The following is a 13,051-nucleotide window of genomic DNA, read 5'->3' as shown; positions in this document are numbered from 1 at the left end:
CCTACGTCGTCCCGGTGCGTCAGCCGCGGTCGTGCCGTCCGGCCCTCTTGTCCGCGATGTCGGCCGCGTCGCGCTCGGCGTCGGTCATGGCGCTGCCGCCGAGGTGCGCAGGCATCCACCACGCGCCCGGCTCCGGGTCCACCGGGAAATCGGCGATGCACGTCATGATCCCGTCCTGCAGCTCCTGGCGCAGCTTCTCCGTCTCCTCGGTGACGTCGAGCCCGGGCGCGTGGTGGATGGCCGGGCTGATGTGGACGCGGACGGGGGACTTCCAGGCCCGACGCAGGGACAATCCGTGACCGCGGGTCAGCAGGCGGTGGGCTCCCCAGACGGAGATCGGGATCACGGGCACGCCGGCTTCGGCCGCGAGCCGGACGGCGCCGGTCTTGAGGGACCGGACGGTGTAGCTGCGGGAGACGCCCGCCTCGGGCAGGATCGCCACGTACTCACCGGCGCGCAGTTTCTCGAGGGCGTCGTCGTACGCCGCGGCGCCCGCCTTCCGGTCCGTGACGACATGGCCGAGACCGAAGACGAACGGGCTGACGAACCAGTGTCCCGCCGCCCGTTTGGAGATCAGGTAGCGGGCCTGGATGCGTGCGTGGTTCCACAGGACGAGTTCCGCGAAGGCGAAGTCGAGGTACCCGAAGTGGGTGATGGCGACGACGGCGCCGTGCCCGGGCACAGCCCGCCGCGAGCGCCCCCGGAGGGGATCCGAGGCGGGGAGGTTCTCCGTCCCGCTGACCGTGACCGGCAGGCGCAGGGCCGCGAAGACCGCCTTGCCCGCGTACACCACGAACCGGTACATGCGGTCGCTCTGCCGCGGCTTCCATCCCATGCTCAGATCCTTCGTCCGGCTCTCGGCGGGAGCGGGGAGACCCGCTCGCGCCCTCTACGTACTCTTTGTACCCCGGCCGGCCGCGGATACGCGTCCCGAGCGGAGTTTTCGTGCTCCGGTCCGGCAGCGGACCGGCGGACCGAGAGGGAATCCCGAGCGGGTCCGCGGCCCGGTACCGCGCGGCGGACGGGTCGAGGTGACGCGCCGCCGCGCGGGCCGTTTCCCTGCGTAGAATCCCAGAGGCGCCCGGTGCGCCATGTCCGCCGCCCGGATCCCGCCACGAAGAGCCGTCCGAGCGAGAACCGTCCGGACAACCACGTCCGAACAACAGCCTGACCACCCGAGGGAAGTCCGTGGGCCACAGCCACCTGCACGCCACCGAGAGTCCGGAGCCGACGTCCGCCGCGCTTGCCACGCGGCGGCGGGCCACCGTGCTGCTCTCGGCCATCCTCGTTCCCCTCGGCGTGCTCACCCTCATCGCCATGGTGCTGCTCTGGCCCACCGGTGACCGCAGTTCCCTCTCCGTCGCGGATCCGTACGCGACGGCGGAGGGCGTCAGCTTCGAACGGGGAACCGTCCGCGAGGTCAGCGAGGGGGACTGCCCGTCCTCGCAGGCCACCGTCGACGCCGGCGGCGCCGCCCTGACCTGCACCATCGCCTACACGCAGCCGGCGCTCGGGGGCGGTGTCATCCCCGTGGAGGTGACTCCCGAGCTCGCGAAGACCGAGGCCGTGGAGGCGGGCGACGAGATCCGCTACCTCGACCTCGCCGCGGTCATGCAGGGCGGGGCCGCACCCTACGTGTTCGTCGACTTCGTGCGGTCCGTCCCGATCGTGGCGCTCGCGGTCGTGTACGCCGTCGTCGTCATCGCCGTCGCGCGCTGGCGCGGACTCCGCGCGATCATCGGCCTCGTGGGGGCGCTGGTGATCCTGGCGCAGTTCATCCTGCCCGGCCTCGTGGAAGGCCGACCGCCCCTGCTGCTCGGACTCGTGGGATCGGTGGTGATCATGTACGGCGTCCTGTACTTCGCGCACGGGTTCTCGGCCCGGACGTCCACCGCCCTGCTCGGGACGGTCTTCGGTCTCGGCGTCACGGCGGCCCTCGCCGCGTGGGTCACGGACGCCGCCCACCTGACCGGGGTCGGGGACGAGAACGCCTACACGCTCGTGAACGCCTCGGACGAGCTGTCCATCTCGTCCATCATCCTGTGCGGACTGATCATCTCGGGCCTCGGCGTCCTCAACGACGTCACCATCACGCAGTCCTCCTCGGTGTGGGAGCTGTACGAGCTCGCTCCGGGCACCCCGGGCCGCCGGCTCTTCGCCTCCGCGATGAGGATCGGGCGGGACCACATCGCCTCCACCGTCTACACCATCGCCTTCGCCTATGCGGGGGCGGCACTGCCCGTGCTGATCCTCGTCTCCCTCTACGACCGGGCCCTGCTCGACACCCTCACGAGCGGTGAACTGGCCGAGGAGGTGGTGCGGACCCTCGTGGGCTCGATCGGCCTGGTGCTCGCCATCCCCCTCACCACCGGGATCGCGGTGCTCGTGGTGAAGGCGGTCGGCCCGAAGGCCGGGGGCGGCAGGAACGACGACGGCACCCAGGGCCACGGGGGCGCGACGCTCCCCGCGGACGAGGGAACCCTCGCTCCGGGCGGGCGCCTGGTGGCGCTCGGTGAGCGGCGGGCCCGGCGCGCTGCCGAGGAGGGCGCATGACGAACGCGTGGCGCAAGGCGGCCAGGGAGCGCAGGCGCACAGCGAACAGTGCGTCCGGATTTGCGGGACCTTGCGACAATGGAGGGGTGACCGCAGTATCGACACTCCCCGCTCCCTCCGGCGATGCCGGCTACGGCGACTCCACGGCCGCCCTTCCCGATGCAGCCGACGGCGCCCTCCGGCTCGACCTCCCGCCACTCACCCTCGGCAACATCACCGTGGACACCCCGGTGATCCTCGCGCCGATGGCCGGCATCACCAACAAGGCGTTCCGCCGGCTCTGCCGTGAATACGGGGGAGGCCTCTACGTGTCCGAGATGGTCACCTCCCGTGCGCTCGTGGAGCGCAGCCCGGAGTCCATGCGCATCATCTCGCACGACGACGACGAGGCGGTGCGCTCGGTGCAGCTGTACGGCGTCGATCCGAAGACCGTGGGTGCCGCCGTGCGCCTGCTCGTCGAGGAGGACCGCGCCGACCACATCGACCTGAACTTCGGCTGCCCCGTGCCCAAGGTCACCCGCAAGGGCGGCGGAGCGGCGCTGCCGTGGAAGCTCGACCTCTTCACGGGCATCGTGCAGACCGCGGTGCGCGAGGCGTCGAAGGGGAACGTCCCGCTGACCATCAAGATGCGCAAGGGCATCGACGAGGACCACCTCACGTTCCGCGAGGCCGGCAGGATCGCACGCGACAGCGGCGTCGCCGCCGTCGCCCTGCACGGGCGCACGGCGTCCCAGTTCTACTCGGGCCAGGCGGACTGGAACGCCATCGCGGAACTCCGCGAGGCGCTGCCGGACCTTCCCGTGCTCGGCAACGGTGACATCTGGAGTGCGGAGGACGCCGTGCGGATGGTGCGGCAGACCGGCGTCGACGGCGTCGTCATCGGCCGCGGATGCCAGGGCCGTCCGTGGCTCTTCGGTGACCTGATGAACGCCTTCGAGGGCAGTTCCGCCCGCTACCGGCCGGGCCTGGGGCAGGTCGCGGACACCGTCTACCGCCACGCGGAGCTCCTCGTGGAGACGTTCGGCAGCGAGATGATGGGGCTGCGCGATATCCGCAAGCACATGGCCTGGTACTTCAAGGGCTACGTGGTGGGCGGGGACCTGCGGGCCAGGCTGGCCACGGTCCCCACCCTGGAGGTGCTGCGCGGCCTCCTGGACGAACTCGACAAGGACTCGCCCTATCCGGGCTCCGACGCCGAGGGCCCCCGGGGCCGTGCCGGCTCGCCGAAGAAGACCGCCCTGCCCGAGCACTGGCTCGACGGCCGCGTCCTCAACGAGGCGCAGCAGGCCGAGATCGCCGCAGCCGAGGTGGATGTATCCGGCGGATGACGCCGTCGTCCCCGGGGCCCGTCCTCCGCTCCACACCGGCCGGACCGGGCAGGACCTGCCCTCCCACCTGCGCTAGAAAGGCATCATGAGCTTCCCCGAACTGTCCGCCACCACCGGCTACAGCGTCGCGGACACGGAGCGGTGGGTGGAGGAGCCGCCCAAGAGCTCCCACCGCACCGACTTCGAACGCGACCGTGCCCGGGTGCTGCACTCCTCGGCCCTGCGCCGCCTCGGCGCGAAGACGCAGGTCGTCGCGCCGGACACCGACGACTTCGTGCGGACCCGCCTCACCCACTCCCTCGAGGTCGCGCAGGTGGGCCGCGAGCTGGGCAGGACCCTCGGGTGTGATCCGGACATCGTCGACACCGCCTGCCTGGCCCACGACCTCGGGCACCCGCCCTTCGGCCACAACGGTGAATCGGCGCTCAACGACATAGCCCACGCCATCGGCGGCTTCGAGGGCAACGCGCAGACGCTCCGCCTCCTCACGCGGCTGGAACCGAAGGTCCTGGCGCCCGATGGCGGGCCCGCGGGCCTGAACCTCACCCGCGCGAGCCTGGACGCCGCGTGCAAGTACCCGTGGACTGCGGCGGCCGCCCCGGTGATCAGCGGCCAGCGCACCACGAAGTTCGGTGCGTACGACGACGACCTGCCGGTCTTCGCATGGCTGCGCGACGGCGCCCCGGAGGGCCGCTCGTGCCTCGAGGCGCAGGTCATGGACCTCGCGGACGACATCTCGTACTCGGTGCACGACGTCGAGGACGCCATCGTGGCAGGCCACCTGCAGCTCAAGTGGATGGACAGTGCCGACGCACGTGCACGCGTGGTCGGCTACACCCAGCAGTGGTACCTTCCCGGCAGTGATCCGGCGGCCGTCGACGCAGCGCTCGCCCGCCTCGAGAAGACGCCGGTCTGGGTCCGTGAGGCGGACGGCACCCGCCGGTCCATGGCCGCGCTCAAGAACATGACCAGCCAGCTGATCGGCCGCTTCTGCCTGAGCGCCATGCAGTCCACGCGCTCCATCTACGGGCCTGACTCCCTGACCCGCTACAACGCCGAGATGGTGGTGCCGGAGGAGACCATCATGGAGATCGCCGTCATGAAGGGCCTGGCCACCACCTACGTGATGACCACCGATCACCGGCAGCCGCTCTACGAGCGCCAGCGCGAGATCCTCGCGTCCCTCGTCGCCCGGATCCACGCCGACGGTGACCGCTACCTCGAGCCGATGTTCGCCGCCGACTGGCGGGAGGCGCCGCACGCCGATGCCCGCCTGCGCGTGGTCATCGACCAGGTGGCGTCCCTCACCGACGCCTCCGCGCTCAGCCTCCACGAGCGCATCGTCGGGCCCGTTCCCGCTCTCTGGTAGGCCTGCTCCGCCACGACGGCCCCGCGCACCTCCGCGCCGGCGGCTGTCGAGGTGTCGGTGGGGCAGGCATAAACTGGGTTCCATGGCCGGACTCATCAAGCGTGAAGACATCGATGAGGTGCGCCAGCGGACCGACATCAAGGAGGTCGTCGAGGCCTACGTCACGCTCAAGTCGGCCGGCATCGGCTCGTGGAAGGGGTTGTGCCCTTTCCACGACGAGCGGTCGCCGTCCTTCCACGTGCGCCCCCAGATGGGCTCCTACCACTGCTTCGGCTGCGGCGAGGGCGGAGACGTCATCTCCTTCGTGCAGAAGCTGGACCACACCTCCTTCAGCGAGACCGTCGAGAAGCTCGCGGCACGCATCGGCTTCGAGCTGCACTACGAGGACGGCGGCACGGGCCCGCGGCGCGAGGACGTGGGCAAGAGGCAGCGTCTGCTGGACGCCCACAAGATCGCCGCCGAGTTCTTCCGTGACCAGCTCCTCACGCAGGGCGCTGCCACCGCCCGCCAGTTCCTGCAGGAGCGGGGCTTCGACCGCGCGGCCGCGGAGCAGTTCGGCGTCGGGTACGCCCCGCAGGGCTGGGATACGCTGCTCAACCATCTGACGGGCCGGGGTTTCACCCTCGACGAACTGAAGCTGACCGGCATGTTCAGCGCGTCGTCGAGCAACGCCGGGCGGTTCTACGACCGTTTCCGCGGGCGGCTCATCTGGCCCATCCGCGACATCACCGGGGACACCGTCGGTTTCGGTGCGAGGAAGCTGTACGAGGACGACCAGGGGCCGAAGTACCTGAACACGCCCGAGACCTCGCTCTACAAGAAGTCCCAGGTGCTGTACGGCATCGACCTCGCCAAGCGGGAGATCGCCAAGAACCGGCAGCTCGTCGTCGTCGAGGGCTACACCGACGTGATGGCCTGCCACCTCGCCGGTGTGGGGACCGCCGTCGCGACGTGCGGCACGGCGTTCGGCACGGACCACATCAAGATCGCCCGCAGGCTGCTCTCCGACGACGGCACGGGCGGAGAGGTCATCTTCACCTTCGACGGCGACGCGGCGGGCCAGAAGGCGGCCCTGCGGGCGTTCGAGGAGGACCAGCGCTTCAACTCGCAGACGTACGTGGCCGTGGAGGCATCCGGCGCGGACCCGTGCGAGCTCCGGCAGACCCGGGGCGACGACGCCGTCCGTGCCCTGATCGCCGATCGGCGGCCCCTGTTCGAGTTCGCGATCAAGGCATCCTTCGGGAACTTCGACCTCTCCTCGGGGGAGGGGCAGGTCAAGGCCCTGCGGCATGCCGCCCCGATCGTCGCGCAGATCCGGGACGTCTCCCTCCGCTCCACGTACACGAGGGAGCTCTCCCGCTGGCTCGGCATGCAGTACGTCGGGGAGGACCAGGTGGCCCGTGCCGTCGCGGCGGCTGCGCGCCGGGACAGCGCCCCGGCGTCCGGGGGCGGCCGCCAGCAGGGTCAGCAGGGTCAGCAGGGGGGTGCCGGGCAGCCGGGCGGCGCGTCCTCGGGTCATGGCTCCGAGCCTGCCCCTTCCGAGGATCCGTCCTTCGAGCGCCCTGATCCCCGGGACCCCATTGCCCGGATGGAGCGGGAGGTACTCGAGGTCGCGCTCCAGCAGCCCACCCTGCTCACCGCGACCCAGTGGGAGAGCTTCTCCACGTTCCGGTTCACCGTCCCCGTCTACGAGGCGCTGCACAACGCCGTCCTCGCTGCGGGGGCCGCGGGGGCGGAGCTCTCCCGATGGGTGGAGTCGGTGCGCGAGGGCGTACCGGATGTCCTGCGCCCCCTCGTCAGCGAGCTGGCCGTCCGGCCCCTGCCGGCGAAGGACGCCGATGCGATGGTGCTGTACTGCCGTGACATCCTGAACCGCCTCACAGAGCTCCGGATCACGCAGCAGAAAGCGGAGAAGCTCGGTCAGCTCCAGCGCATGGATCCGGCAGCGGATCCGGCGCTCTACAACCAGGTGCAGCGCGATCTGATGGAGCTCGAGATGCAGCGACGGCAGCTCCGCGAGGAGTGAGCCCGCGCTGATTTCACTTCGCCCCTGAAGGTATGTAGAGTAATACCTGCGCATTCCTCCGTAGCTCAATTGGCAGAGCATTCGACTGTTAATCGAAGGGTTACTGGTTCAAGTCCAGTCGGAGGAGCAAATATGCCCCTGACCAGTGGAAACACCGGTCAGGGGCATTCTTCTTGCCCGGGTGCAGGTCGTGCATGCCGGCCGGCCGGGCCCCGACGGCCCGGTCGCCCACCTCAGCCGGTGAGCGGCCCGGAAGCTGTCAGGGCTCGGGCGTAGGCTGTGCCGCATGGACAACGACGGCAAGCTCATCCTGGTCACTGGCGCAACGGGCTACATCGGCGGCAGGCTGGTCACGAAACTCGTCGCGGAGGGTCGCCGCGTCCGCGTGATCGTCCGTTCCCCGCAGAAGCTCAAGGACGTGCCCTGGGCTGCCTCGGTGGACATCGTGCAGGGGGACCTGCAGGACCGCGACATCATGGAGAAGGTGAGCCGGGGCGTGGACACGCTCTACTACCTCGTCCACTCGATGGGCTCGGGCAAGAACTTCGACCAGCGTGAGGCCGAGATCGCGTCCACCGTCTCGGCGGCGGCAACCCGGGCCGGCGTCCGCCGCATCGTCTACCTCGGCGGCCTCCACCCCGAGGGGGTCGAACTGTCCACCCACATGCGCTCGCGCACCCAGGTGGGCAGGATCCTCCTCGACTCGGGCACTCCGACCGTCGCCTTCCAGGCCGGCGTCGTCATCGGCTCGGGCTCGGCGTCCTTCGAGATGATCCGCCACCTCTCCGACGTCCTGCCCGTCATGCCCGCGCCGAAATGGGTCCTGAACCACATCGAGCCCATCGCCGTCCGCGACGTGATCCACTACCTCGTCGGGGCGCTCGATCTCCCGGAGGGCCTGAACAGGACGTTCGACATCGGCTCGCGCGAGGTGCTGACGTACGCCGAGATGATGAACCAGTACGCCGAGGCCGCGGGCCTGCCGCGCCGCCGGATCCTCGCGCTGCCGGTCCTCACGCCCCGCCTCGCCGGGCACTGGGTCAACCTCGTCACGCCCATCCCACGCGCCATGGCCATGCCGCTCATCGAGTCGCTGCAGCACGACGCCGTCACCGCCGAACACGATATCGACCAGTACATCGCCGTTCCGGAGGGCGGCCTCACGGGCTACCGCCGGTCCGTGGACCTGGCACTGGGCAAGATGCGCGCGGGAGAGGTTGAGACGAGCTGGGCAGGGGCGTCGCAGATCGACACCGAGGCCGATCCGCTGCCCTCCGATCCGCAGTGGGCGGGACACACCGTGTTCACAGACGTCCAGACCTACAGTTCGACGGCGTCGCCGCAGCAACTGTGGAGGGTGATCGAAGGCATCGGCGGTGAGAACGGCTGGTACTCCTGGCCTGTCGGCTGGGCGGCGCGCGGCTGGATGGACAAGCTGGCAGGAGGCGTGGGCCTGCGCCGCGGGCGTCGGGACGCGAAGGAGCTCCTCACGGGGGAGGCACTCGACTTCTGGCGCGTCGAGGAGCTCGTGCGCGGTGAGCGACTACGGCTCCGCGCCGAGATGAAGGTGCCGGGCCGCGCATGGCTCGAGTTCAGGGTTGAGCCCGACGGCTCGGGCAGCTCCTACTACCAGCGGGCCGTCTTCTTCCCGCAGGGACTGTCCGGACGGCTCTACTGGCTCGCCGTGCTGCCGTTCCACGGCTTCATCTTCAGTTCGATGGCACGCAACATCGCCAAGACGGCGGAGGCGCTGGCGGCGGGTCCGGAGCAGGAGTCCGCTGCCGCCTGATGACCGCCGGCCCTACTGGAGAGCCGGCACCGTGCGGGGGCGGACGACGACCCACAGGAACGCCACGGCAAGGGCGATGCACGCGGCCATGACGAGTGCCATCGGCGTCGCTGATTCGATTCCCTCGCCCAGCAGCCCCACGAGGGGCGAGACCACGCCCGCCGTGCCGAAGGTCACCGCACCGAGCAGCGAGGCGGCCGTCCCTGCCTGTGCCCCGTTGTTGATGAGCGCCAGCACCTGCACGCAGGGGAAGATGAAGCCGGTCGCCATGATGTAGAACCACAGCGGAAGCGCAGTACCCCAGAAGCCGAGGCCCAGCTGGTCGAAGGCGAGGATGAGCAGGGCCATGACCAGCTGCACCACGGTGGCCATGGCGATGACCCACTGCGGGCCGACGCGCCTGAGCACGCGGGAGCTGATCTGGACGCCCGCGACGATGCCCAGGGAGTTGATCGCGAACAGCAGGCCGTACTGCTGCTCGTTCAGCCCGTACGGCCCCTGGAAGAGGAACGGCGACGCCGACAGGTAGGAGAAGAGCCCGGAGAAGTTCATGCCGCCGACCAGCAGGACGCCGATGAAGATGCGGTCGCTCAGCACCGCCCTGTACCGCTGCACCACGGTGAGGCCGGACTGCCGGCGGTCCTCCTTCGGCAGGGTCTCGATGATGAACAGCGAAACGGCGGCGATCACGAGCACGCCGTAGCACGCGAGGAACCAGAAGATGCCGGGCCAGGGGAAGAGCAGGAGCAGCTGGGAGCCGATCACCGGGGCGAAGATGGGGGCCATGCCGTTGACGAGCGCCATGTAGGACAGCATGCGGACGAGCGTGTAGCCGCCGAAGAGATCTCTGACCATGGCCATCGCCACCACGCCGCCGCCCGCGGCGCCCACACCCTGCAGGACGCGGAACAGCATCAGCATGTTGATGTCCTCCGCGGACGCCGCACCGATGGAGGCGCCCACGTGGAGTGTGGTCGCGAGGATGAGGGGCAGCCGCCGGCCGATCTTGTCGCTGAGCGGACCAACGAGGAGCTGGCCGCCGGCGAAGCCGATGGTCGTCCCCGTGAGCGTCAGCTGGACCGCAGCCTCGGAGACACCGAGATCCGAGCGCAGCGCGGGGAAGGCCGGGAGGTACAGATCGATGGTGAAGGGGCCCAGGGCCGTCAGGGTCCCGAGGATGAAGACGTAGATGATCTTCTCGCGGCGGGAGAGGGCGTCGCCTGGGTGCGTGATGGTGCTCAAGATGCTGCCTAACGGAACGGGACGTGCTGCCGGTGGATACGGAGGTGAAGCGGGGACGGCATCAACCGCGGCGGCGGCCCGGCGACGACGGCGGAGCGGCCCAGCTGCGCGACCACGTGTCCGCGACGGGACTAGATGGTTGCTGCGGCGAATCAATGACCCTCCCATCCTATGACCTGCGTCAACCCTCCGGGCAGGGACCGGCAGGTGCGGGGGACGGCTGGCTCGCTGCTAAGCACCCTTCGGGCTGACGTAGGGTGAGGAAACACAGAACGAGCAGGGAGAACCGAACATGAGTGAGAACGCCGCCGTCCGGGATACGGCACAGTCACCGCAGCATCTGGCACGGGTAATAGCGATCACGGTCGCGGCTGCGGTGGGTGGGCTCCTGTTCGGCTTCGACACGGCCGTCATCAATGGAGCGGTCGATTCGATCCAGGCCGACTTCGACCTGAGTCCCAGCGTCCTCGGTTTCACCGTGGCGATCACGCTGCTCGGCTGCGCGGCGGGCGCGTGGTTCGCCGGCGGTCTCGCCGACCGCTGGGGCCGCAAGAAGGTCATGGTCGCCGCAGCCATCCTGTTCGCCGTCAACTCCGCGGGATCGGCGTATGCCTTCTCGGAGTGGGACCTCATGGCCTGGCGCCTTGTCGGTGGCCTCGCCATCGGTATCGCCTCCGTGATCGTCCCCGGCTACATCGCCGAGATCGCGCCGTCGAAATGGCGCGGGGGGCTGGCCTCGATCCAGCAGTTGGCCATCACGGTCGGTATCTTCGCGGCGCTGCTCTCGGACGCGTCGCTTGCCGGCGCAGCCGGCGGGGCCGGCAACGAGCTCTGGTGGGGGCTCTCCGCGTGGCGCTGGATGCTCCTCGTCGGAGTGGTCCCGGCCATCGTCTACGGCGTCCTGGCACTGATCATCCCCGAGTCGCCCCAGTTCCTCATCCGGGCGGGTCGTGACAAGGAAGCCGCGCACGTGCTGTCCCGCGTGTCCGGCGTGGGGGACACGACGGGCAAGATCAGGCAGATCCGGGAGAGCTTCGAGCGGGAGGACCGCGCGAGTTACCGGGATCTCCGCGGGCCTGCGTTCGGGCTGCAGCCGATCCTCTGGATCGGCATGGCCATCGCGGCGCTGCAGCAGCTGGTCGGCATCAACGCGATCTTCTACTACTCGACGACGCTCTGGAAGTCCGTGGGCTTCAGCGAGAGTGACTCCTTCACGACGTCGGTCATCACCTCCGTCATCAACGTGACCATGACGTTCGTCGCGATCTTCTTCGTCGACCGCGTCGGACGTCGCAGGCTGCTGCTCATCGGTTCGGTGGGCATGGCCGTCGGGCTTCTCGCCGCGACGCTCGCCTTCCTGCAGGCCGACGGCTCCGGCGAGGACATCTCCCTGCCCGGAGCATGGGGGCCGATCGCCCTCGTCGGGGCCAACCTCTTCGTCGTCTTCTTCGCCGCGACCTGGGGTCCGGTCATGTGGGTGACCCTCGGCGAGATGTTCCCCAACCGCATCCGCTCGATCGCGCTCGGAGTCGCCACGATGGTGAACTGGGTCTTCAACTTCATCGTCACCCTGACCTTCCCCTGGGTCAGCGAGAACCTCGGACTCTGGACCATGTACGCGGCGTTCACGGTCTTCGCCGTCCTGTCCTTCGTCTTCGTGCGGACCAGGCTGCCCGAGTTCAACGGCAAGGACCTGGAGGACAACAAGGAGCTCGCCTCCGCGTGAGCCCCTCGGGGCAGTGCCCTACCCCACGGCGCCGGGTTGAGCCTCCGCGGGCACCGCGAACACGAAGCGGAACCCGGGCGGGGGCCCGATGGTAATTTTGGTTCAGCGAATGTCCAGCAAGACACACACGAATGGAGGCAGGGCCTATGAACAGCTCGGCTAGTACGCGCGGCAAGCGGTCCACAGGCTCGCTCTCACTGTTTGGGCTCATCAAACTCCTCGCGCGGCTCACGCCGCGCCAGGTCAGCGACGAGTTCTCGATCGCCGTCGAGCAGATGAAGCAGAAGGGGATCAAGGCCGGCATCGCGGCTGCCTTCCTCGTCGTCGCGCTCGTCTTCGTGCTGTTCTTCGCCGTCGCCCTCGTCGTCGCGGCCATCATGGGCCTCGCCGAGGTGATGCCGGCCTGGCTGGCAGCGCTGCTGGTCGCACTGCTCTTCCTCGTGATCGGCGGCGTCCTCGCCCTCATCGGCGTCTCACGGCTCAAGAAGCAACTCCCGCTCGTGCCGGAGGACGCCATCCGCGGCATCCGCTACGACCTCGGCGTCCTGAAGGAGGGCCGCAGCTTCGATCCGGCGACGCTCGACGTCAAGAAGCCGAAGGACGACAAGAAGCGCAGGGACGACGACGCGAGGGACGCCAGGCCCAAGGAGCCGACGCCGTCGTACGAGGAACTGCGGGGCCGCTCGGGCGAGCGCCGCACGCACATCGCCGACGCCCGCGATTCACTCGGTGCCCGCGCGGACATCGCGTCGCGCCTCGGCAAGGCCAGGCACCGCTCGCAGGACGCGGGTCCGAAGGCCGGCGGCACGAAGGGCGACGTCGCCGCCGTCGCGGTGCGGCGGGAGGTGCCGCTCAACACGACACTCGCCGACCGCTGGAAGCCGCTGAGCGTGCTCGCCGCCTCTGTGGCCGCGATGATCGTGATGTTGCGCCGGCTCCTGACCAGGTAGGAGCGGGTAGGACCACCTCCACCCGGGCGGCCGTTCGCCCGTGACCCGCCCCGCAGCCGGCTGCGGAT

9 protein-coding genes and 1 tRNA gene are annotated in these 13,051 nt (G+C 69.6%); 8 read left to right on the top strand and 2 right to left on the bottom strand.

The window, feature by feature from the left end; all coding sequences use genetic code 11:
- Positions 1-19: 19 nt before the first annotated feature.
- Complete coding sequence (locus tag AC1MFI_RS17285; RefSeq protein ID WP_479818507.1) at positions 20-835, bottom strand: lysophospholipid acyltransferase family protein; 816 nt, start codon at positions 833-835, stop codon at positions 20-22.
- A 353-nt stretch (positions 836-1,188) separates the two neighbouring features.
- Between AC1MFI_RS17285 and AC1MFI_RS17280 the strand changes: the two genes are divergently transcribed.
- The 6 genes from AC1MFI_RS17280 to AC1MFI_RS17255 all read left to right on the top strand — a co-directional run bounded on the left by AC1MFI_RS17280 (position 1,189) and on the right by AC1MFI_RS17255 (position 9,065).
- Entirely contained in the window at positions 1,189-2,553 is a 1,365-nt protein-coding gene (locus tag AC1MFI_RS17280) for a YibE/F family protein (RefSeq protein WP_479818506.1), read from the top strand.
- Between the two features lie 86 nt (positions 2,554-2,639).
- The gene (gene dusB, locus AC1MFI_RS17275) at positions 2,640-3,881 is read left to right on the top strand and encodes a tRNA dihydrouridine synthase DusB (RefSeq protein ID WP_479818505.1); all 1,242 of its coding nucleotides are present in this window, start codon (positions 2,640-2,642) and stop codon (positions 3,879-3,881) included.
- Positions 3,882-3,966: 85 nt separating this feature from the next.
- Positions 3,967-5,250, top strand: coding sequence for a deoxyguanosinetriphosphate triphosphohydrolase (locus tag AC1MFI_RS17270; RefSeq protein ID WP_479818503.1), 1,284 nt, complete (start codon positions 3,967-3,969; stop codon positions 5,248-5,250).
- 82 nt (positions 5,251-5,332) lie between these two features.
- Entirely contained in the window at positions 5,333-7,276 is a 1,944-nt protein-coding gene (dnaG, locus tag AC1MFI_RS17265; protein WP_479818502.1) for a DNA primase, read from the top strand.
- Between the two features lie 54 nt (positions 7,277-7,330).
- Positions 7,331-7,403 (top strand) — tRNA-Asn (locus AC1MFI_RS17260).
- Positions 7,404-7,562: 159 nt separating this feature from the next.
- Positions 7,563-9,065, top strand: a complete 1,503-nt coding sequence (locus AC1MFI_RS17255; RefSeq protein WP_479818500.1) for an SDR family oxidoreductase — start codon at positions 7,563-7,565, stop codon at positions 9,063-9,065.
- Positions 9,066-9,077: 12 nt separating this feature from the next.
- Here AC1MFI_RS17255 and AC1MFI_RS17250 read toward each other — a convergent pair whose 3' ends face one another.
- A complete protein-coding gene (locus AC1MFI_RS17250; protein ID WP_479818499.1) occupies positions 9,078-10,307 on the bottom strand; it encodes a multidrug effflux MFS transporter in 1,230 nt (409 codons plus the stop codon).
- A 292-nt stretch (positions 10,308-10,599) separates the two neighbouring features.
- On the opposite strand from AC1MFI_RS17250, the gene AC1MFI_RS17245 reads away from it, so the two are divergent.
- Together AC1MFI_RS17245 and AC1MFI_RS17240 are read left to right on the top strand one after the other, a co-directional pair.
- A complete protein-coding gene (locus AC1MFI_RS17245; protein WP_479818497.1) occupies positions 10,600-12,033 on the top strand; it encodes a sugar porter family MFS transporter in 1,434 nt (477 codons plus the stop codon).
- A 146-nt stretch (positions 12,034-12,179) separates the two neighbouring features.
- Positions 12,180-12,983, top strand: coding sequence for a phage holin family protein (locus tag AC1MFI_RS17240; RefSeq protein WP_479818495.1), 804 nt, complete (start codon positions 12,180-12,182; stop codon positions 12,981-12,983).
- Positions 12,984-13,051 lie beyond the last annotated feature (68 nt).

It is taken from the genome of Arthrobacter sp. BC5 (genome assembly GCF_056680255.1).
Note: the sequence above shows the minus strand (reverse complement) of the source record. Positions and strands in the feature narration are given on the sequence as shown.